The organism is Paenibacillus rhizovicinus (assembly GCF_010365285.1).
GTDB lineage: Bacteria > Bacillota > Bacilli > Paenibacillales > Paenibacillaceae > Paenibacillus_Z > Paenibacillus_Z rhizovicinus.
This window is the reverse complement of sequence record NZ_CP048286.1, coordinates 4,951,675-4,971,937: the sequence shown is the minus strand read 5'-3', so window position 1 is coordinate 4,971,937 and position 20,263 is coordinate 4,951,675. Positions and strand designations below refer to the sequence as shown.

General features: G+C 56.2%; 18 protein-coding genes. 5 read left to right on the top strand and 13 right to left on the bottom strand.

From position 1 onward, the window contains the following. Nucleotides 1-104 precede the first annotated feature (104 nt). The gene (locus tag GZH47_RS22360; RefSeq protein ID WP_162643242.1) at nucleotides 105-806 is read right to left on the bottom strand and encodes an MBL fold metallo-hydrolase; all 702 of its coding nucleotides are present in this window, start codon (nucleotides 804-806) and stop codon (nucleotides 105-107) included. Between the two features lie 897 nt (nucleotides 807-1,703). Here GZH47_RS22360 and GZH47_RS22355 point away from each other — a divergent pair. Then, a complete protein-coding gene (locus GZH47_RS22355; protein WP_162645373.1) occupies nucleotides 1,704-2,312 on the top strand; it encodes a DUF2087 domain-containing protein in 609 nt (202 codons plus the stop codon). 61 nt (nucleotides 2,313-2,373) lie between these two features. Here the strand turns inward: GZH47_RS22355 and GZH47_RS22350 are convergent, their stop codons facing one another. The 4 genes from GZH47_RS22350 to GZH47_RS22335 form a co-directional block, all read right to left on the bottom strand. Further along, nucleotides 2,374-2,910, bottom strand: coding sequence for a GNAT family N-acetyltransferase (locus GZH47_RS22350; RefSeq protein ID WP_162643241.1), 537 nt, complete (start codon nucleotides 2,908-2,910; stop codon nucleotides 2,374-2,376). 151 nt (nucleotides 2,911-3,061) lie between these two features. Beyond that, nucleotides 3,062-4,564 (bottom strand): IMP dehydrogenase, encoded by a 1,503-nt coding sequence (locus GZH47_RS22345; protein WP_162643240.1) that lies wholly within the window; start codon nucleotides 4,562-4,564, stop codon nucleotides 3,062-3,064. A 181-nt stretch (nucleotides 4,565-4,745) separates the two neighbouring features. Next, nucleotides 4,746-6,179, bottom strand: coding sequence for a S41 family peptidase (locus tag GZH47_RS22340; RefSeq protein ID WP_162643239.1), 1,434 nt, complete (start codon nucleotides 6,177-6,179; stop codon nucleotides 4,746-4,748). Nucleotides 6,180-6,412: 233 nt separating this feature from the next. Next, nucleotides 6,413-7,351: an aldo/keto reductase gene (locus tag GZH47_RS22335; protein ID WP_162643237.1), complete on the bottom strand. Its 939-nt coding sequence runs from the start codon at nucleotides 7,349-7,351 to the stop codon at nucleotides 6,413-6,415. 191 nt (nucleotides 7,352-7,542) lie between these two features. Between GZH47_RS22335 and GZH47_RS22330 the strand changes: the two genes are divergently transcribed. Beyond that, nucleotides 7,543-8,406 carry a helix-turn-helix transcriptional regulator gene (locus GZH47_RS22330; protein WP_162643236.1) on the top strand — a complete coding sequence of 288 codons (864 nt, stop codon included), beginning with the start codon at nucleotides 7,543-7,545 and terminating at the stop codon, nucleotides 8,404-8,406. A gap of 74 nt (nucleotides 8,407-8,480) precedes the next feature. After that, nucleotides 8,481-9,284, top strand: a complete 804-nt coding sequence (locus GZH47_RS22325; RefSeq protein ID WP_162643235.1) for a Cof-type HAD-IIB family hydrolase — start codon at nucleotides 8,481-8,483, stop codon at nucleotides 9,282-9,284. A gap of 133 nt (nucleotides 9,285-9,417) precedes the next feature. On the opposite strand, the gene GZH47_RS22320 is transcribed toward GZH47_RS22325, so the two are convergent. Next, nucleotides 9,418-10,467, bottom strand: a complete 1,050-nt coding sequence (locus GZH47_RS22320) for a YeiH family protein (protein WP_225446565.1) — start codon at nucleotides 10,465-10,467, stop codon at nucleotides 9,418-9,420. 281 nt (nucleotides 10,468-10,748) lie between these two features. Between GZH47_RS22320 and GZH47_RS22315 the strand changes: the two genes are divergently transcribed. After that, the gene (locus GZH47_RS22315; protein WP_162643233.1) at nucleotides 10,749-11,912 is read left to right on the top strand and encodes a PdaC/SigV domain-containing protein; all 1,164 of its coding nucleotides are present in this window, start codon (nucleotides 10,749-10,751) and stop codon (nucleotides 11,910-11,912) included. Between the two features lie 151 nt (nucleotides 11,913-12,063). Here the strand turns inward: GZH47_RS22315 and GZH47_RS22310 are convergent, their stop codons facing one another. The 6 genes from GZH47_RS22310 to GZH47_RS22285 all read right to left on the bottom strand — a co-directional run bounded on the left by GZH47_RS22310 (nucleotide 12,064) and on the right by GZH47_RS22285 (nucleotide 18,188). Further along, the gene (locus tag GZH47_RS22310; RefSeq protein ID WP_162643232.1) at nucleotides 12,064-13,146 is read right to left on the bottom strand and encodes a sulfate ABC transporter substrate-binding protein; all 1,083 of its coding nucleotides are present in this window, start codon (nucleotides 13,144-13,146) and stop codon (nucleotides 12,064-12,066) included. A 91-nt stretch (nucleotides 13,147-13,237) separates the two neighbouring features. Next, on the bottom strand, nucleotides 13,238-14,302 hold the full coding sequence (locus GZH47_RS22305) for a sulfate/molybdate ABC transporter ATP-binding protein (protein WP_162643231.1): 1,065 nt from the start codon (nucleotides 14,300-14,302) through the stop codon (nucleotides 13,238-13,240). 3 nt (nucleotides 14,303-14,305) lie between these two features. Continuing rightward, the gene (locus GZH47_RS22300) at nucleotides 14,306-15,103 is read right to left on the bottom strand and encodes a sulfate ABC transporter permease subunit (protein WP_162643230.1); all 798 of its coding nucleotides are present in this window, start codon (nucleotides 15,101-15,103) and stop codon (nucleotides 14,306-14,308) included. Then, a complete protein-coding gene (cysT, locus tag GZH47_RS22295; RefSeq protein ID WP_404823820.1) occupies nucleotides 15,100-15,903 on the bottom strand; it encodes a sulfate ABC transporter permease subunit CysT in 804 nt (267 codons plus the stop codon). The genes GZH47_RS22300 and cysT overlap by 4 nt, the downstream gene beginning before the upstream one ends. Nucleotides 15,904-16,196: 293 nt before the next feature. Continuing rightward, entirely contained in the window at nucleotides 16,197-16,829 is a 633-nt protein-coding gene (locus tag GZH47_RS22290; protein WP_162643227.1) for a YigZ family protein, read from the bottom strand. Between the two features lie 9 nt (nucleotides 16,830-16,838). After that, nucleotides 16,839-18,188, bottom strand: coding sequence for a glucose-6-phosphate isomerase (locus GZH47_RS22285; protein WP_162643226.1), 1,350 nt, complete (start codon nucleotides 18,186-18,188; stop codon nucleotides 16,839-16,841). Between the two features lie 202 nt (nucleotides 18,189-18,390). On the opposite strand from GZH47_RS22285, the gene GZH47_RS22280 reads away from it, so the two are divergent. Further along, complete coding sequence (locus tag GZH47_RS22280) at nucleotides 18,391-19,707, top strand: NAD(P)-binding domain-containing protein (RefSeq protein ID WP_162643225.1); 1,317 nt, start codon at nucleotides 18,391-18,393, stop codon at nucleotides 19,705-19,707. Between the two features lie 139 nt (nucleotides 19,708-19,846). Here the strand turns inward: GZH47_RS22280 and ppnP are convergent, their stop codons facing one another. Next, on the bottom strand, nucleotides 19,847-20,164 hold the full coding sequence (ppnP, locus tag GZH47_RS22275) for a pyrimidine/purine nucleoside phosphorylase (protein ID WP_162643224.1): 318 nt from the start codon (nucleotides 20,162-20,164) through the stop codon (nucleotides 19,847-19,849). Nucleotides 20,165-20,263: the final 99 nt, after the last annotated feature.

Sequence of the window (20,263 nt, the reverse complement as noted above, 5' to 3'; positions counted from 1 at the left end):
CGCGAACGGCAGGCTCGCCATTCTTACGCAGCTCGACAAGCAAACAAGCGCATGACGGCCAATCGTTGGCCGATGCGCTTGTTTGCTTTGTCACGCTATGCCCTTCATCGTTCAATCGTGATCCCGCTCCCCGATTCCGAACGTTGGCTGCGCTGGTACGCATCCAGTTGATCCGCCGGATTCATGACCGCGTTGCCGTGACAGACCTCAAGCCGTTTCGGACGAAGCTTCCGAACGATTTCACTGCTTCTGACCGCTTCCGCCATATCTCCCGTGAACATCGGCATCGGTTTCTTCAGCTTCCCCCGTTTCGACGTGAACAAATCGCCTGCGAGCAAGACGCCATCCTTCTCGTGGTAATATACGACATGCCCCGGCGAATGACCTGGCGTCAAATGCACCGAAAGTCCGCCAACCATCTCAAGCGCTCCGTCTTCCTTCTTGGCCAGAGGCTGCGCCAGCCCGCGTTCCACGGACTGCTGCTCCTTCTTGCGGCGCGGATACTTCACTCGTCCTTCCATGTAGGGAATTTCAATCTCATGGGCAAGCACGGCCGCATCGGGATAGCGAGCCCGCAGACCCTGGATCGCTCCCGTATGATCGGAATGACCGTGCGTCAGCGCAATGCGGCGAATAGGAAGCCCCAGCTTCTTCTCGGCAAAGGCCGCTATTCCCTTCGTCATCATGGAAATGCCCGCATCCACAAGCGTAATCCCGTCTTCCTCCACGACCGCCCAGACATGAATGGGTATGATCACCCACGTGCTCAAGCTCCAAACATGCTCGGATATCTGTTCTACCTTCATTATTTTCCCGCTCCTCTCGTTATAACCGCTGGTTAGTAACCGTTGGTTATAATATATGCCAACGATCATCGACTGTCAATGATTTTATGAGCGGATGGATAAAATCAGGACGGATCGCCCTGCGGCAAATCGACAGATCGGCGACAGCATTCGTCAAATGAAGGAATTGTAAATACGGACGAGCTTAGCGCGGAATAGGCAGGAAATTCGGCCGAATTTGATATAATTTATAATATTCTGAATATTTACATAATATCAATATGCCTGTACACTTAAGTCAGATCAAACAAGACGAGCGCCGCTCCTCACCGAAGATTGTGAAGGAAACGCATTCGACACTGGTTGATCGGCAGTCCACTTTCATACGGAGAGGGGATAGTCCATTGGAGAATGTCAGCGAAGCGTGTTCCAATCTAACTCGTGAAAGGAGCAGCTCGGGTTAATATGAAGGGACATGCGGGGACGCAACGAAAATATACGAATGAAGGATTCACGTCAAGGTGTCAGGTGATGATTGGAGTGAAGGATTTAAGTGAAGGATTTCAAGTAATGATTCAAGTAAAGGATTCGACTTAATGGCTCGAATGGAGAGTCGTTAACGAAGTGAAAATCTGAAAATGTGTTTGAGCATTTTGAATGGAGAGCGGTAAATAATTGAATAGATGGATATGGAACAAATAGGGATTTCGGTTGTCAGCAGACAAGCGGAATCCCTATTAGCGTTATGCGCGCATTCCTCGACATCTGCCTTCTGCCTCCCTCCTTCTGCATTCTTCTGCATTCTGTATCCTGCATGCGCAGACTTCGGGCGAATACCGCTTGACTGCGGCCATTTGGTTAGATTAATATCTAATTAGATAACCGTTAAACAAACTCAAGACAGGCGGTGCCGCGATGATTCAGCTCGACAAAATCGTCAATTACCATAAAGCGCTGGCCGATCCGACGCGGATCCGGATGCTGGTTCTGCTGGCCGAAGGCGAGATGACCGGACAAGCGCTGGCCGAGAAGCTATGCCTCTCTCCTGCCACGATCACTCATCATGCCGCCAAGCTTCGCGGGGTCAGCCTCATTCACGAACGGCGCGACAAGAATGCGATCTTTTTTTCGCTGGATCATTATTTTCTGAAACAGTACGAAGGCTCGTTGAGCGCCGTTCTCACGAAGTCGGAGGCTGCCGAAATCAAGGAGGCAGAACCGATGGACGAGAAGAACGAGCGGCTGAAGCAGTCCGTGCTGCGCAATTTCTTCACTTCGGACGGCAAACTGAAGCACATCCCCGCACAACTGAAGAAGAAGCGCATCGTGCTGGAGTCGCTTGCGGAGAAACTGGAGGAAGGCCGCAGCTACACGGAGAAAGAACTGAATGCCTTCATCAAGGCGTATCATCCCGACTTTGCGACCATTCGGCGGGAATTCATCATGCATGCTTATTTGTACCGGGAAACGGAAGTGTACGAGCGCAATCCGAAGGAAATGTGGGAACGCTGGGAGACGCTGGCATAGAGAAAAGAAAAGAAGAGGCACTAGGCGCGATGCATGCGAGCCGGAGTGCCCCTTGATTTATTTAACCAATGATTTTATCGAAAATAAAGATGACTTGCTGCGCCTGATGCTTGGTTCGCAGCTGCTCCTGCAGCTCCTTGCCGGAAGCATAGTCCGCTACGGCTGCCCGCTCCACCTGCTCGTAATTGGCATCCATGGCGACCAATTCGTAAGGATTGTAACCGTTTTTCAAATAAAAACGCTCGACCTTCAAATCGTCGGCTGCGCCAAGATCGATTCTGCGCATGCCTCTTCGCCGGACCGCCTCTTCAAACGCTGCATTCAGCCGGGAACCAACCCCCGTTCTTGCTAGTTGCTTCGTCTCCTCCAACGTGACGGCGATTCCCTGCAGTGCCGCAGTGGATGCATCTCTTCGCGACGGGTGCCCGTAGACGATGCCGACCAACTCATCTCCCGCGAACGCTGCCAGATATAAATCGGGATTGCCCGTGGCGCGTTGCAGAAACTCTTCATAGGACTCCCTGTCCAGATAATCGCATTGAAACGCATGCGCCGCCGCATGATCTTCGGCACGGATTGCTCTAATTTCTATCTCCATCGCAGCTGCCCCCTTTGTAGTCGGTACCCCGCGCGTGCGGTACACCGTACTATTCTCGGTTCTCCCGCTAACTCCTGCTATAGTAAACGTTATGATCGCCGCCAACAATAAAAGGCTGCCGATCACAATGGATCAGGCAGCCTTCGTCATTTTACTCGCCGGTAATGTTGTTTTCCTTCAAAATCACGTCATGCGCGCCGCCTTCGACAATACTTGTCGCGGACACGAGCGTAATCCGAGCATTGCTCTGCAGCTCTGCAATCGAGATGGAACCGCAGTTGCACATGGTCGATTTGATCTTGTGGATCGTCTTGCCCAGGTTCTCCTGCAGGCTGCCCGCGTACGGCACGTAGGAATCGACGCCTTCTTCGAACATAAGGCCCGCCTTGCCGCCCGTGTCGTACCGTTCCCAGTTGCGGGCACGGTTAGAGCCTTCGCCCCAGAACTCTTTCACGAAATTGTTGCCGACTTTCAGCTTGCGCGTCGGGCTCTCGTCGAAACGGGCAAAGTAACGGCCCATCATGACGAAATCCGCGCCCATCGCGAGCGCAAGCGTAATATGGTAGTCGTGCACGATACCGCCGTCGGAGCAGATCGGCACGTAGATGCCGGTTTGCTGGTAGTACTCGTCGCGCGCCGCCGCCACTTCGATCAAAGAGGAGGCTTGTCCGCGGCCAATGCCCTTCTGTTCGCGCGTAATGCAGATGGAACCGCCGCCGATGCCGATTTTGATGAAATCCGCACCCGCTTCAACGAGGTATAGGAAGCCTTCGCGGTCGACCACGTTGCCTGCGCCGATTTTGACGTCATCGAAATTCGATTTGACGAATTCGATGGTTTCCTTCTGCCATTCGGAATAACCGTCCGAGGAGTCGATGACCAGTACGTCTACGCCGGCCTCGACGAGCGCCGGAACGCGTTCCGTATAATCCTTCGTATTGATGCCCGCCCCGACGATGTAGCTTTTGTTCGCATCGAGCAGCTCGGTCGGGTTTTCTTTGTGCTCGTCATAGTCTTTGCGGAAGACCAGGTATTCCAGATTGCCCTCTTCGTTCACGACGGGAAGGCAGTTCAGCTTGTGATCCCAAATCAGATCGTTCGCTTCCGAGAGCGTAATGCCGGATTTGCCGTAAATCAGCTTCGAGAACGGCGTCATGAAGTCGCCGACGGATTTGGACTGCGCATCGCGGCTGATCCGGTAATCGCGTCCTGTCACGATGCCGAGCAGCTTGCCTTTCGGCGAACCGTCGCTCGTGATGGCAACGGTGGAATGTCCCGTCCGTTCCTTCAGTTCAAGCACGTCTTTCAGCGTATGGCTTGGCGTCAGGTTGGAGCGGCTGACAACGAAGCCCGCCTTGTAGCTCTTCGCTTTGCGAACCATTTCCGCCTGAGCCTCGATCGTCTGCGATCCGAAGATGAAGGAGATGCCGCCGCAGCGTGCCAGCGCGACAGCCATCCGGTCGTCGGATACCGCCTGCATGACGGCGGAAGAGAACGGAATATTGAGCGAGTACTTCGGCGTTTCGCCCTTCTTGAACTTCACGATCGGGGTCTTGAGCGAAACGTTGGACGGGTTGCAAGCTTTGGTCGTCAGGTTCGGCACCAGCAGAAATTCACTGAAGGTGCGGGACGGTTCCATGTAATAGTGTGCCAAAAAATGTCGCCTCCTGCATATTGGATTCCGGATAAATTTTTACAAGCATATCACAGAGCCCTGAAACAAGCAATGGAAGTAGTTATTTTTACATATAAGCATAGCAATGCGTCCGCTTCCATCCGAGATGGAGAGCGAACGCATTGGGAAACAAGCCGAAAATTAGGGATTGCCCGCTTGCTTATTTGTTAGCTGCAGCGCCGGATTCGGCTGCCTGCAGCAGCTCCATTGCCTTGTTGCGCTGCGGATCCTCCACCTTGTATTTATCCATCAATTTCGTTAATACGCGGTATGCGGTCAGATCGTTCATATCGCCGGTGACAGGCAGCGATTCTTTCTGTTGGAAGGATCGCACCGCCTCGGACGTCGCAGCATCGTAAATTCCCGACCCTTGGCCGGTATCGTACCCGATCGTTTGGAGCATCTTCTGCACCGTGACGACTTTATCGCCGTAATCGCCGACGGTCAGCTTGAGACCGGCGTCCAGTCTCGGCAGCAAGGCATAATCGGGCGCCGCGACGACAACGTTAGGATCGATGCCCTTCTTATGAATCCATTGGCCGTCCGGCGTCCGCCACTGCGCTTCCGTCAGTTTCAGCACGGAGCCGTCCTTCAACTGGTTGAAGTTCTGCACGATCCCCTTACCGAACGTCTTCTCGCCGACAACTTGCGCGCCGGCCGTATCTTTGAGCGCCGCAGTCAGCACTTCGGCCGAGCTTGCCGTGTGCGCATCCACAAGGATGGCGATCGGCAGCGTCCACGGCTCTTTCTGAGTGGACTTGTGCGTCAGCACCCGCTTCTCGCCCTTATAGACGACCTGAACGATCGTCTTGTCTTTCGGCACGAACCGGTTGGCGATTTCGATCGTCGGGTTGAGCAGCCCGCCCGGATTGCCGCGCAAGTCAAGCAGCAGCGACTTCATGCCTTTCTTCTGCAGGCTCTTGATCGCCGCATCGAATTCGTCCGCCGTCTTCTCCGCGAAACGGCTGATCGTAATTTCGCCGATGCCGCCCGCCTTCATCTCGGAATATACCGTCAGCACCGGCACGTCGCCGCGCACGACCTTCATCGTCATCGTCTTCCCGGACCGGTTAACCTGCAGCGTCACCGTGGAACCGGACTTGCCCTGGAGCTTTTCTTTCAGCTCGTCGAAGGTCCAGCCTTGCACGCTTTTGCCGTCGATGCTGACGATCTCGTCTTCTTTCAACAGCTTCGCTTTCTCGGCCGGCGCCCCTTTAATGACGCTGTCGATGATGAACGCGCCGTCCTGCTGCCGAATCTCCACGCCGATCCCGACGAAATGATCCTGGTAAGACTGCACGTACGCTTCTCCCTTATCCTCCGACAAATACACGGAGTAAGGATCCTGCAGCGAACCCACCATGCCTTCGGCAGCGCCGTCGACCAGCGCTTTGGACTGGGCGCCGTTCAAGTAATCATGCATGATTTCGTTGTACGCGTAGGATAAATTGCCGAATGCCTTATCCTTGACGATGGGATACTGGAGCAGTATGCTGAGCCGGCCGCCCGCGAAACCGCCCACGAGAAGAAGGAGCATCACGACAACGACCGTCGTCCTCCGCTGTTTCATCGCTTTCTCGCCAAACTTGTTCATTCCGACACCTCTTCCACAATCAACCTGTTTCCTCACTCTATCGCATTCGAAGAGCTGTCGCAAGTTCGTCCGGCGCACATGCCGCAAGCCGCAAAACAGCCCCCTCCCGGGCGCATGCCCGCAGCGAATACATTCGGCTGTCTGCATGTCCCGGAGGGGGCTATGATTAATGGCAGGTATCTTCTACAAAGACGATGGTATGGCTGGATTTCGAATGTTGATGGCGTCTGAAATTACGAAGGCACTTTCTCCGACGACAGGTTCAGCCAAGTGCTCTCTTCCGCGGACAAGACGACTTGCAGCGCCTTCACGCTGTCTTCCAGCTCGGAAGGCTTCTGCGGTCCGATGATCGCCGCGACCGGAAACGGCTGGTTCAATACGTACGCGAGCGCGATTTGGTTCGCCGTCACGCCGTATTTCTCCGCCAGCACGGTTGCCCGGCGCTTGCGTTCCCAGTTCTCGTCGCTGTAGTTGACGCGGACCATCTCCGCATCCTCGCGGTTGTCCTGCGAATAGCGATCCGTGAAGAAGCCGCCGGATTGCGACGACCACGACAGGATCGGAAGCTGGGACTCTGCATGCCAAGCTTCATCTTCCGCCGTCGTTGTCACGCATCCCGCCCACCGCGCTTCGTTCGGACGCGCAAGCGCCAGGTTCGGGCTGCTGCAGCTGAAGCCGGTCAGACCGTGCTTCGCCGCATATTCATTCGCTTCGCGGATGCGCGCCACGCTCCAGTTGGAAGCGCCGATCGCCCGGCAGCGGCCAGAGGCCAGCTGATCATTCAAGCCTTCCAGGATGTAGCCCACATGGACGTTCGTATCGTCGCGATGCAGCAGATACATATCCATATAATCCGTCGCCAGACGTTCCAGCGATTCCACCAAGTCGCTTTGAATGCAAGCCTTCGTCATGCGCGACTGCTCGTACGGATGCGCGCCTTTGCCAATGATGACGAATTCGCTGCGATTGCCGCGCGTTTCCATCCATTTGCCGATTGCCTGCGCCGAGCTCGCGCCATAAATATGGCCGGTGTCGATCGCATTGCCTCCCGTTGCCGCGTAAGCGTCCAACAGTCCGCCCGAATAATCCATATCTTCGATCCTCAGCATCATGGAGCCTTGAATCAGCTTCGTTATCCCTTGGGGTATGCCTGCAACCTCTATTCGTTTCATTCCTTCAGCTCTCCCTTTTCCTTCATAATTCGATATTGAGGGTCTAATCCATTCTCTTCAACCTGCGGCCAGCGCATGAATGGAACGCTTACTCGTAATTCTAGTTTAATAAAGGATTGCGCCGCGCAACATCGAAATATATTGATGACTTAGAACGATATTGACATCCATGCGTATAGGAGCGAGCAATCATGCTGCAAAATCATCTCACCTTGCCGCTGCTGAACGGCGATCGTTTCTACTGTTTCCCGGAATCCGCAGGCCACTATTTCCCATCCCACGAGCATGAAGTATTCCGGCAGACCGGCGCGATGCAGGAATTCAATTTTCATTTCATCGTATCCGGGTACGGCTATATTGAGATCGACGGCCGGCGCCAGGAGCTTGGAGCCGGAGACTGTTTTCTCTATTTCCCCGGCGATAAGCAGGTCTATTACGCCCATCCCGAGCAGCCGTGGGAAATCAAATGGGTTCATTTCTACGGCAGCGCCGTTTCGGCGGACCTGAAGGAACGCGGCTTCCATCGCTCCGTGCCATGGCGGCTTCGCACTTCGGCCGAGCTGGAGACGCGCATCGACGAGCTGCTGATCGAGATCGAGCGCCATAAGCTGCTTCACCCCAGCCGCGTCTCGATGCTGATGTACGGCATTCTCGCGGAGTTTATCGAGCAAGCCACGCCGATGAAAGGCCCGAGCGCCGGCAAAGCGACAGCCGTCGAGCGCATGCTTGCGCTGCTCCCCGAGCTGCAGGCTTCCGCTGCCGAGCCGTTCGATTTGGACGCCTGGGCCGCGCGCGCCGCCACGAACCGCTATACGTTCTGCCGCTGGTTTCGGCGCGCCGTCGGCCAGACGCCGCTCGCTTTTCTGACCATGTGCCGCATCCAGCAGGCGAAGGCGCTTCTCGTGGAGCGCCCGGAGCTCGTCATCGGCGAAGTCGCCCGTTTGTCCGGTTACGAGACGGCGAGCTACTTCAATAAACGGTTCCAGGAGAGCGAAAACATGACGCCGAGCGCCTACAGGCAGCAGTTCGCGGGAACGCGCGCTTTACGAATATAACGCTTGTTCCCTCTGTCGTTTTCCGCTACAATCAATGGAAATGCGTAAGCTAAAGAGAGAAGGAGCGCGAGAGAATGACCTACAAACTGATTGCCATCGACATCGACGACACGCTGTTGACTGACGATATTATCGTAACGCCCGGGACGAAAGCAGCCTTGGCTGCAGCAATAGAGCGCGGCGTATTCGTTACGCTGGCGACCGGACGGATGTTTCCGTCGGCGAAGAAGATCGCCAAGCAGATCGAACTGAACGTGCCGATCATCACTTACCAAGGTTCGATGATCAAGACATTGCTCGACGAGCAGGTGCTCTACGAACGTTACGTACCGCAAGACGCGGCCAGAGAGCTGATCGCGTTCTGCGAAGCGAACGATCTCCATCTGCAGCTGTACATCAACGATATCCTGTACGTGCGGGAAGGCAACGAGAAAGCGCGCGGCTACTCCAAGCTGTCGAACATCCCATTCGTCGTGGAGCCCGACTTCGAGAAGCTGATCGAGCAGCCATCCGCCAAGATGCTCATGATCGACGATCCGGCCCGCCTCGACGAAATGGCAGAACGGCTGGCTCCGCTCATCGGGGACCGCGTTCATATTACGAAATCGAAGGCGCATTACCTCGAAGTGACGCACAAGGAAGGCACCAAGGGCCACGCGATCACCTTCATGGCCGAGCATATCGGCTGTACGCTCGACGAAGTCATCGCCATCGGCGATTCCTGGAACGATCACGAGATGATCGAAGCCGCCGGGCTTGGCGTCGCAATGGGCAATGCCCTGCCGAAGCTGAAGGAAATCGCGCAGTTCGTGACCAAATCGAACAACGAAGAAGGCGTCAAGCACGTCATCGATACCTTCATTCTGCAAACGGTATAACGTGCGCATACAATGAAAGAGCTGCAGCTTCCGTCCAGGTCGGACGGGACGCTGCAGCTCTTTTTCGTGCGGGATTCGGCATGAAGCGTGGATGGATACCGATTCATGGCTCCCGCGTCACCAATGCCGCTCATTATATGGAAAAGTAAGTCCATAGCGACAAGAGTACCGAGGTAACGAGCATGGCTCCGAGCGAGCGCAGCACGCCGCCGTCCAAGCTGCGGAGGTTCACGTTCAGTCCGAGTCCGACCATTGCCATCGTGAGCAAGAAGGTCGTCAAGAACGTCAGGCCATTCATGAATGCAGGCTGGGCCTGAATGAAGGCGTGCCCGATGCTGCTGCTGCCCAGCAAGCTCATGGCCGCGAAGCCGAGCAGGAACCAAGGGAACTGCAGGGGCGCCGATTGCTTCTCGCTATGTTCTCCTGTCTTGCTGCCGCGCCTGCGGCTGATGACGCGCTGGATATAGACGAGCGCCAGGCACATCGGAACGAGCAGGAATACGCGGCCCAGCTTCGCCAGCAGCGCGAGCGCCAAGGCATCCTGCCCGGCCGGCGAAGCCGCCAGCGCAGCATGCGCGATTTCATGCAAGCTCGTGCCGGACCAGACGCCGTATTGCAGGTCCGTCATGCCGAGCAGCGGCCGCAGCAAGGTGTAAGCAACGGCGAACAGCGTGCCGACCAGCGCGATCAAGCCCGCGCTCACCGCCGTATCCTCGTCCTTCGAACGGAGGATCGGGGACACGGCCGCGATTGCCGCCGCTCCGCAAATGCCCGTGCCGATGCCGAGCAGAAGCGACAGCTTGAGATCGGCCCGCATCCATTTCGCCAGCAGCATCGTGCAGCCGACGGCGAACAGCACGACGACGACGTCTCGGGCGAGCAGGCCAAGTCCATCGCGATAGATGGCCGTAATGTTCAGCTTGACGCCGTAAAGGATGATCGCGAAACGCAGCAGGTTTTTGCTGGCGAACTGGATACCGGACCTCAGCGGCTGCGGATATCCGATGAAATGCCGATAGCCGATCGCGAGCAGGATGGCGCAGGCCATCTGCCCCGCATAATGAAAACCGGGCAGGAACGAGAGTCCGCAGCCGGCGGCGGCGATGAGAAACGTGAATGCAATGCCGCCGGCACGCTGCTTGCAGCCGCGGAGAAGCAGTGCGGATAAGCCGAGCGGCTTCATCGTGTATGGTATCGTCATGACAGTTGCCGCCTCCGAGAGATTGGAATGGTTGGGTTGATCGAGATGGAATCCACAGATACGGTGGGATTGGTTCCCATTATACCGCCGGCCCTCCGATAAGAGAAATCAATCCTTATGATGGAATGAATAACGAATTGTTATGCTGGCGGCAGCGCGTTTGCTCTTGTAACCTACTCTGTAACTTTCTCGTTACCGTTTTGTTACGATCCTGGAGCCGCGTGTGTATATATTGGTACTAGACAAACCATGGAGGGATTCAGATGACCAACCGCAATCACGCCCGCTCACGCAAGCCCATTGTCAAAACCGCCGCCGCAGCCCTTATGGGCACCGCACTCATCTTTAGCGCCGCTGCGCCATTCGCATTCGCCGCGGATGCCGCTTCAGCCGGAGACATGCCGACTGCCAAGCCGATCGCCGTCGTCTCTTCCGCTACACCTATTTCGGATGCCGCGCACCTCACGTTCCGCAGCGTCCAGCAGACGACGGACCAGCTGGAAACCGATCTGCAAATACCGGTCATCACCGGCATGAAGGATACGGCCTATCAGAATACGCTGAACGCCAATCTGGCTGCGCGCGTCCAAGCCGCCGCCGACGCTATCTCGAAACAAGCGAAGGACGACTATGCGGCGAACGACAGCTCATATCCGTTCCGCGCCTACGGCATCACGGTCCGAAGCGAACTGCTCTCCGACGGCAGCGCGGCCGCGCGAGGCGTACTGTCGTTCCGCGTTTACACGTACACCTATACCGGCGGCGCGCATGGCAGTACCATCGTCACGACCTACAACATCCGCAACTCGGAGCAAGCATCCCCGCTGAAGCTGAAGGATTTTTTCGGGGCGGACTACAAGACCGTCATCAACAAAGCGGTCAAAGCGGAAATCGCCAAGCGTCCTGACGACTTCTTCCTGGATACGCCTTTCCGTACGATCGCCGACGATCAAGCATTCTATATCCGTAACGGCGTCGCTTATATCATCTTTCAACAGTATGAAATCGCGCCGTATGCCGCCGGCATGCCTGAATTCGCAATTGCCGTTCCAAACTTCCTGGCATCCTTCCCGGCAAATGCGAACAAGCTGCCTCTAATGGCAGGAGGCAAATCCGTTGAAGGCGCGCACCTGTACGTCGCCTCCGGAGGCCAAGCAATGGTGCCGCTGCGCCCGATTGCCGCCGCGCTCGGTTTCAAAATCACCTACGTCGCAAGCAGCCATAAAACATTCTTGACCGGGTTCGGCCAATCATCCTTCATCGTCACGGGGAAAAACCGCTACGCCGCAGGGGAAAACGCTTCGTTCTCCCTCGGCGCCGCGCCAGCTTCGATCAGCGGTACGCTGTATGTGCCTGCCGACTTCTTCACGACGGTGCTGGGCGTCGGAGTCGCGTATACGAAGCAGGCGATTACGTTCGGGAAGTAAAAGCCGATCGTATTCCCATCGCTATTGTATCGAGCTGCTTAACATGAAAAAACGGCCTTGCCGCATTTGCGGTCAAGGCCGTTTTTTCATTCTTCGAAGCTATAAGCTCTGCTTCATGGTCACTTGCTGCTTTTCATTCGCTGCTTTTTGTTTAATTGCCAGCCAGCACCTGATACCAGACGCCTTTCGGCGAATAGAGCGTGCTGCGAACCTCGTTCCAACCGCCCAAGTAGGAGATGTCGAACAAGCCTGGAGGCGTGACGAAATCGCCTTTGACCTCGTTCATGACGGATGCGTTCACGGGACGGAAGCCGTACTTGGCAAGAATTCGCTGTGCATCCTCCGAGTGCAAATAAGCGACGAACGCATCCGCGACTTTCCGCGAGCCATGCTTGTCGGCGTTCTTGTCGACGACGGCGGCGGGATTCTCGATCAGAATCGTCGAGGACGGCACGACTTCTTCGTAAGCCACGCCCTGCCTGATCCGCGACAGCAATTCATTCTCGTACGTAATGATGACGTCGCCGAAGCCGTACTCGAACGCGGCCATGGAGGCGCGCCCGCTCTTGTCCAGCGACTCCACGTTGCGATGGATGCTTTTCAGGAACGCTTTCGCGTAGGCCGGGTCTTTCTTGCCTGTCTTCGCCTCGGACTCCTTCAACCCCGCGCCGTACATCGCATTGATGTCCCATTGCGCGCCGCCGGACGTCTTCGGATTCGGATAGAGCACCTTGACGCCTTTGCGGGTCAAGTCGCCCCAATCATGGATTCCCTTGGGATTGCCCTTGCGGGTCCCCATAACGGCGATGGAGCGCGTAATCATGCCGGCGTCACCGAACTGCTTGCGCCAGTCGTTCGTGATGAAACCGGCCTGCTGGATCTTCTCGATATCGCTTTCCATCGCCATGACGGCCACATCCGCCTCGAAGCCGCCGGCAATGGCCCGCGCTTGCGTGCTCGAAGCCTCGTACGACTCTTGAAACGTGACGGTCTGCCCCGTCTTCGCTTTCCACTGCTTCGCGAAAGCCGGCAGCAGTTCGGCGAAGGAATCTCTCGCCACGGAGTAAGCGCCGATGACGAGCGTTACGCTGCCTTTCGGAGCAGCAGGCTGCCCGCTGCCGTCGATGGCCGAGCCGCCCGTGTCGTCCTTCCCGCATGCCGCGGTCAGCAGCAGGGTGATGGAGAGGAGCGCCGCACCTGCAAATCGCCATCCTTTTAGTAGGGTAGGTTTCATTGTGCACACAACACTTTCTATGAGGTAGGAAGACTGCATTCATGAAGACGGTCACGAAACTCGAACTTGCTTCGCATGGCCTCCCGATACGTTAAATGAAAATCGGCATCGGATCTTCCTTCATCTTGTTCTCCATGATCCAGGTGTCGTTGTCGTTGAATAAGTAAGCACGGTGAATGAGGACGCTGATCGGCTCGCCCGGCGTCAGCACTTCCTTCTCCAGCGAACGGTACGTGATCAGCTTAATGCCTTCGATCTCCACTTCCACCATCCATTCGCTGCCGCGGAAATGCAGTTGCCGCACGATGCCTTCGACGGTCGCGGACGGAATCCGGAAGTCCCCGCGTTTGCCGATCTCGATATATTCCGGACGGATCAGCGCTTTCGTTCCCGGCCAATTAGCCGCTTCCTCGAAGCCCTTCAGCTGCTCCACGTGCTCGACGATCGTCGATTCGCCGATGAAGCTGGCCACGAATTGCGTCTGCGGGCTTTTGTAAATATCCCATGGCGTTCCCTTCTGTTCCAGGCGCCCTTTGTTGATGATCATGATTTCGTCCGCCACTTCGATCGCCTCGTCCTGGTCATGCGTGACGAAGATCGACGTAATGCCGAGCCGCTCGATCATCTCTTTGAGCCAGGTGCGAAGCTCGGTGCGAATCTTGGCGTCGATCGCCGCGAACGGCTCGTCGAGCAGCAGCAGCTGCGGCTGCGGGGCGAGCGCCCGTGCGAAAGCCACGCGCTGGCGCTGACCGCCGGACAGCTGATGCGGATAGCGGTGCTCGAAGCCTTTGAGCCCCGTCAGCTCGATCAGCGACATGACGCGCTCGCGGATGACGTCCTTCGCTTCCTTCTTCACTTTCAATCCGAACGCTACGTTGTCGTAGACGGTCATATGCTTGAACAAGGCATAGTTCTGGAACACGAAGCCGATGCCCCGCTCTTGCGGAGGCAAATCGTTCACTCGTTTGCCGTGGAAGATAATATCGCCCGACGACGGCGTTTCCAAGCCAGCCAGCATGCGAAGGATCGACGTTTTGCCGCCGCCGCTCGGACCGAGAAGGCCGATCAGCTTGCCTTTGGCAATATCGAAACTAACCTCGCGTACGGCATGGAAATCGCCGAATTGTTTATTTAAACCGCGCACCTCGATATGCATCGTTCAATGCACTTCCTTTCTCTTCTTGGCCCATTCCATAAGCAGCAGCAATCCGACGGAGAAAGCGGCCAGCACCAGCGCCACGCTGCTCGCTTCCGTCACGTTGAAGTTCTCGACATCCTGATAGACGAGCGTTGTCGCCGTCTGCGTCTTGTTCATAATATTGCCGGAAACGACGAGAACGGCTCCGAATTCACCGAGCGTTCTGGCGACCGTCAGCACGACGCCATAAATCACGCCCCAGCGGATAGACGGCCAGGTCACTTTCCAGAAAGTATACCACGAGTAAGCCCCGAGCGTAGAGGCCGCTTCTTCCTGCTGCGCGCCGATTTCTTGCAGCACCGGCATGACCTCCCGCACCATCAGCGGGAACGTTACGAACAAGGTCGCCAGAATCATGCCAGGCAGCGCGTAGACGATTTTAATGCCGATATCTTCGAAGAATGCCCCGAGAACCGAATTCGGTCCCAATACGAGTACGATCATCAAACCGCCGATGACAGGCGATACCGCGAACGGAAGGTCGACGATGCTGTTGAGCAGCCCTTTGACCCGGCGCGACATCCAGGTTGCCCGCACGAGATAAATCGCCAGCATGACGCCGAACAGCGTATTCAGCAGCGTGACGATGACGACCAGAATGCCGGTCATCATGAGTGCGTGAAGGGACTGTGCGCGCGTAAGCGATTCCGTAAAGCCGCTCCAGCCATCGCCCCATGAGCCGACGAATATCTTCGCCAGCGGCGCAACCAATAGAATCAGAAACACGAGATAGGTGAGCGCGATCCATAACTTTCTCATTTGCCCTGCCTCCTCGCCTGAACGAGGTTGACGGCGCCGAGAATGAGGAAGGACAGCGTCAGCAGCAGCACGGATACCGCGGCAGCCCCTTGCGCGTTATCGCTCTCGATCTCGCCGAAAATATAGACCGACGCGATCAGCGTCTTGCCCGGAATGTTGCCGGCCACAAGGACGACGGCGCCGAATTCCGCCAGCGCGCGAGAGAAGGCCAGCATCGCGCCGCTGATAATTCCCGGAAGCATGGACGGGAAAATCACTTGCATGAACGTTCTTGCTTTGGACGCTCCGAGCGTATAGGAAGCTTCCTCCTCGGATTTGTCCAACTCTTCCAAGAGCGGCTGCACGCCGCGAATGACGAACGGAAACGTCACGAATATCATCGCCACTATAATGGCCGGTTCGTGAAAGACGATTTCAAAACCCAGCTTATCCGCAAGGCCGCCGACGAAGCTGTTCGGCCCTAGCAGCAGCAATATCATTAAGCCGCCGACTGCGGTCGGCAGCGCAAAAGGCAAATCGACAAGACTGTTCAACAGCCGTCGCCCCGGAAACCGGTAGCGGATGAGAACCCAACCGATCATCGTGCCCAGCAGCACGTTAATGACCGTGGAGATGAGTGCGAGCTTGATCGTCAGCAGCACGGCTTCCCATGCCAGCTGATCCGTCACGCTTTCCCAGAACGGCGACCAGCCCAGTTTCAAGGATTGAGAGTAGACGCCTATAATCGGCAAAACGACGAGTAAAATAAAATAGAGCATGATCGTGCTGCGAAACCCGAAGCTCCACAAGCGGCCGCGCATTATGAAATTCAAGCTGAATAACCTCCTGACGCTTTCCTTGAGGAATCGCGGTTTGGAATCAAATTATAATCCCTATTACATTACTTGGTATTAACACTTTAGCAGACGACTGGATGTCTAGTCAATCCTAAATCCTTCGCCAATCCCGTCTTTTCTGCTCAGAAGACAGGCAGAAGTTCCTTACACGGTATGCTTATCGAATCTCGAAAATAATTATGCGTCAAGAAAGGAACAAAAAGCTCCCCAGCGGCTGTCATAAGACCGCTGGGGAGCTCCTGTGGACGGCGGGAGCGTTACTCGCCGTCAATATAATACTTATCTTCGCCGATCATCAGAACGGCCTGTCCTTGCGTTAAATCGGTTATCCACGCCGCGAACCGTTCCGCTTCCGGCGCGGCAGGCAGGCACGTAATCACGACGCGGTCCGTAAACTCCGTTCCGCCGATGCGGACGCCGCGCGCATGGAACTCGTTCTCGAGCTTGCCATACCAGGTATAGTCGACATCTACGATGACTTCCCGGTGCAGCACGTTCGTGATGGCCTCGGCCGCCTCGATCGCCGCAACGGCACCGTCGGTATAAGCGCGAATCAATCCGCCTGCGCCCAGCATGATCCCGCCGAAGTAACGGGTCACGACGATGACGACGTTCTTGAGACCTTGATGCTTCATGACCTCGAGAATCGGTTTGCCCGCCGTACCGCTCGGCTCTCCGTCATCCGACTGCTTCTGGATTTCGTCCCGCTCGCCGATGACATACGCCGAACAATTGTGCGATGCATTCCAGTGCTGCTTCTTCAGCTCTTCGATGAATGCGATCGCTTCTTCTTCGGAAGCGACGGGCTTGCCGTAACCGATGAAGCGCGACTTCTTAATGACGATCTCTTGGCTGCCCTGCTGCCGCAGCGTCCGATAGCTGTTCAGCATGGCTCTCGATTAAAGGCGAGCTTCCAGCTCGGCTTTCTCCTTCTCGTAGCCCGGTTTGCCCAGGAGCGCGAACATGTTCTTCTTGTACGCTTCAACGCCCGGCTGATCGAACGGGTTAACGCCAAGCAGGTAACCGCTGATGCCGCAGGCGATTTCGAAGAAGTAAACCAGGTAGCCGAACGTGTACGGCTTCATGTCCGCGATGTTCACCACGAAGTTCGGCACTTGGCCGTCCGTGTGCGCGAGCAGCGTGCCCTCGAACGCTTTTTTGTTCACGAAGTCCATCGTTTTGCCCGTCAGGAAGTTCAGGCCGTCCAAATCGCTGTCGTCGTGCGCGATCGTGATTTGCTCTGCCACTTGCTCTACTTGAATGACCGTTTCGAAGATATTCCGGTTGCCCTCTTGGATGAATTGTCCCATGGAGTGCAGGTCGGTCGAGAAATCGACGGCCGCCGGGAAAATACCTTTGTAGTCTTTGCCTTCGCTTTCGCCGTACAGCTGTTTCCACCATTCCGACACGAAGTGAAGGGCAGGCTCGTAGTTAACGAGGATTTCCGTCGCTTTGCCTTTACGGTAGAGCGCGTTGCGAGCCGCTGCGTATTGGTACGCTTCGTTCTCGGCCAGGTCCGGATTGTTGTACGCGACCGACGCGTCCGCAGCGCCTTGCATCATCTCTTCGATGTTGATGCCCGCAGCTGCGATCGGCAGCAAGCCGACAGCCGTCAGCACGGAATAGCGTCCGCCTACGTCGTCCGGGATGATGAAGGATTCGTAGCCTTCTTCGCTTGCCAGCTTCTTGAGCGCGCCTTTCTCGCGGTCCGTCGTCGCGTAGATGCGTTTGCGCGCTTCGGCTTTGCCGTATTTGGTTTCCAATGCTTCGCGGAATACGCGGAAGGCGATCGCCGGCTCGGTCGTCGTGCCGGATTTGGAGATGACGTTGATCGACCAGTCGCGGCCTTCCAACAGCTGCAGCAAATGCGTCACATATGTAGAGCTGATATTGTTGCCCGCGAAGAGGATTTGCGGCGTTTTGCGCTGTTCCTGCGGGAGAAGGTTATAGAAAGAGTTCGAAAGCATCTCGATCGCCGCGCGCGCGCCGAGGTAAGAGCCGCCGATGCCGATGACAACGAGCACTTCGGAGTCGGATTTGATTTTCTCGGCCGCTTTCTGGATGCGGGAGAATTCTTCTTTATCGTAGTTCGTAGGCAAATCGATCCAGCCCAGGTAATCCGAGCCTGCGCCCGTACCGCCCCGAAGCTGATCGTGCGCCGTGCGAACCTGTTGTGCCAAATTATCGATTTCGTGCTGGCCGATGAAGCCAAGCGCTTTGCTGTAATCAAACTTTACCGCTTTACTCATTGCTTGAAGACCTCCTAAAAGTTTTACTCGCACGTAGTGACCCGAGCGGCAAGCCGCCGCCGGACAAGTCCTTTTTACACAGGATAAGGATAATGGATTTCATAGGCAAATACAAGGGAATGGCGGCGCGAATACAGCTTGTCCGAAAATTATGATAAAATGGACGCAGCTACATAACGGAAAACTAAAGGAGATGTCAGTCATGTTCAAAATCGGTTTTATCGGTTTAGGCGTCATGGGCGAACCTATGGCCGCCAACTTGTTGCGGAAGGGCTATCCGGTCACGGTTTACAACCGTACGCCGGGCAAAGCGGCGAAGCTGGTCGAGCTTGGCGCGGATGAAGCGCAAACGCCCGCGGCCATTGCCCGTGCCTCAGAGATCGTCATCACGATGATCAGCAACGATGACTCCATCCGCGAGGTCTATTACGGGGAGAACGGCTTGCTCGGCGCGCTCATGCCGGGGACCGTCATCATAGATAGCAGCACGATCTCGCCAGCGCTTTCCCGCCAGCTGCATCAAGACATTGCCGGCAAATTCGGCGATTTCCTCGATGCGCCCGTTACCGGAAGCAAGCCGGCTGCGGAGAGCGGCACGCTTACCTTCATGGTCGGCGGAGACATTCAAGTGCTGCATAAAGTGAAGGACGTCATCCAAGCGATGGGCCGCAAAATCATCCCGATGGGTCCAGGCGGTAGCGGTTCGACCGCGAAGCTGGCTCATAACACGGTCGTCGGCATCAACGTTGCCGGGCTCGTGGAAGGAATGGCGATCGCCGCAAGCGGAGGCATCGATGCGAAATCGTTCTTGGAGCTCGTACAGTCCGGCGGCGCGGCGAGCAAGATGGCCGAGCTGAAGACGCCCAAGTTCCTGGAGCGCGACTTCAGCGTCCAGTTCTCGCTCGCGCTCATGCTGAAGGACTTGCGCCTCGCTTCGCAGATGTCGGATGAGCTGAAGACGCCGACGCCGATTCTCGAGACGGTCAAGAGCCTGTACCAGATCGGCGATTCCATGGGCTTCGGCGATTTCGACCTCTCCGCGCTGGCGCACAGCTACGAGCAGTGGATCAATAAACGCATCACGAACTACAGCGATGCGGAAGATTTCACGGCTGCAGCGAGCGCCGAACCTGCCGCAGCGACGGACCAGAAGACATCGTCCGCGAAATTCGGCGACCGCAGACGCAGCGAGCGCCTCGCGATAAACGTGCCGCTGAAAATGTCCGTGTACCAATGGGAACAAGAAGGCAATTTCACGGGCCAGCTGATCGACTGCACGCTGCGCGATCTCTCGGACAGCGGGTTGCAAATTATTTCGAACGCTCCGCTCGAGCGCGATATGTTCGTCGTCATCTACTTCCCGCAGGATGCCGCGCTGCCTCCGGTCACGGGCCGCATCATTCGCATCGAGCCGAGCGGCGACGGGTTCCGCTACGGCTGCATGCTGGCAGGCCTCGCGCCGTACCAGCGCCTGCAGCTGGAAGATTACATCAACAAGCAGATCATCACGGCCGACTAAATCGGCGGCCCGATGCCCCAAGCGCAACAAAAAGGCTGCTTCACCTACCGCATGCGCGGCGAGGTGGAGCAGCCTTTGTTTTACCTTTATCTTTGTACCGTTTTACCGTTTGTGATCGGTCGACCGTTTGACCGGTCGCTTATTCTTGGATGTAAGAGCAAGCGTAGTCCGTGATGGAAGCGACTTGCAGCTTGAATTTGGAGTTAGCCGGAACGGTGAACTCGCCTTCGCCGGAAATGCTGATCCATTCGGAGTCGCCCGGAAGCAGTACTTTCAGGTCGCCTGCGAGGATTTCCATGATTTCTTTGGCATCCGTGCCGAATTCATATTCGCCTGGCAGCATGATGCCAAGCGTTTTTTTCGTGCCGTCCGCGAACAGAACGGTGCGGCTGGATACTTTGCCGTCGAAGTAAAGGTTAGCTTTCTTGATTACGGTTACGTTCTCGTACTGGGACATAAGGGCATAATCTCCTCTGCGTATGAATGATTGCTATGCAAAGCGGGGCTCACGAACGCTTATCTGGCAAGCGACGTAAGCCCCGCGGTTAACGGGCGA

Coding starts and splice junctions, on each gene's coding strand:
- GZH47_RS22285 (WP_162643226.1), bottom strand. CDS start 18,188: ATGAGTAAAGCGGTAAAGTTTGATTACAGCAAAGCGCTTGGCTTCATC.
- GZH47_RS22360 (WP_162643242.1), bottom strand. CDS start 806: ATGAAGGTAGAACAGATATCCGAGCATGTTTGGAGCTTGAGCACGTGG.
- GZH47_RS22280 (WP_162643225.1), top strand. CDS start 18,391: ATGTTCAAAATCGGTTTTATCGGTTTAGGCGTCATGGGCGAACCTATG.
- GZH47_RS22335 (WP_162643237.1), bottom strand. CDS start 7,351: ATGAAACGAATAGAGGTTGCAGGCATACCCCAAGGGATAACGAAGCTG.
- cysT (WP_404823820.1), bottom strand. CDS start 15,903: ATGCGCGGCCGCTTGTGGAGCTTCGGGTTTCGCAGCACGATCATGCTC.
- GZH47_RS22320 (WP_225446565.1), bottom strand. CDS start 10,467: ATGAAGCCGCTCGGCTTATCCGCACTGCTTCTCCGCGGCTGCAAGCAG.
- GZH47_RS22290 (WP_162643227.1), bottom strand. CDS start 16,829: ATGCTGAACAGCTATCGGACGCTGCGGCAGCAGGGCAGCCAAGAGATC.
- GZH47_RS22300 (WP_162643230.1), bottom strand. CDS start 15,103: ATGAGAAAGTTATGGATCGCGCTCACCTATCTCGTGTTTCTGATTCTA.
- ppnP (WP_162643224.1), bottom strand. CDS start 20,164: ATGTCCCAGTACGAGAACGTAACCGTAATCAAGAAAGCTAACCTTTAC.
- GZH47_RS22310 (WP_162643232.1), bottom strand. CDS start 13,146: ATGAAACCTACCCTACTAAAAGGATGGCGATTTGCAGGTGCGGCGCTC.
- GZH47_RS22350 (WP_162643241.1), bottom strand. CDS start 2,910: ATGGAGATAGAAATTAGAGCAATCCGTGCCGAAGATCATGCGGCGGCG.
- GZH47_RS22325 (WP_162643235.1), top strand. CDS start 8,481: ATGACCTACAAACTGATTGCCATCGACATCGACGACACGCTGTTGACT.
- GZH47_RS22340 (WP_162643239.1), bottom strand. CDS start 6,179: ATGAACAAGTTTGGCGAGAAAGCGATGAAACAGCGGAGGACGACGGTC.
- GZH47_RS22305 (WP_162643231.1), bottom strand. CDS start 14,302: ATGCATATCGAGGTGCGCGGTTTAAATAAACAATTCGGCGATTTCCAT.
- GZH47_RS22330 (WP_162643236.1), top strand. CDS start 7,543: ATGCTGCAAAATCATCTCACCTTGCCGCTGCTGAACGGCGATCGTTTC.
- GZH47_RS22315 (WP_162643233.1), top strand. CDS start 10,749: ATGACCAACCGCAATCACGCCCGCTCACGCAAGCCCATTGTCAAAACC.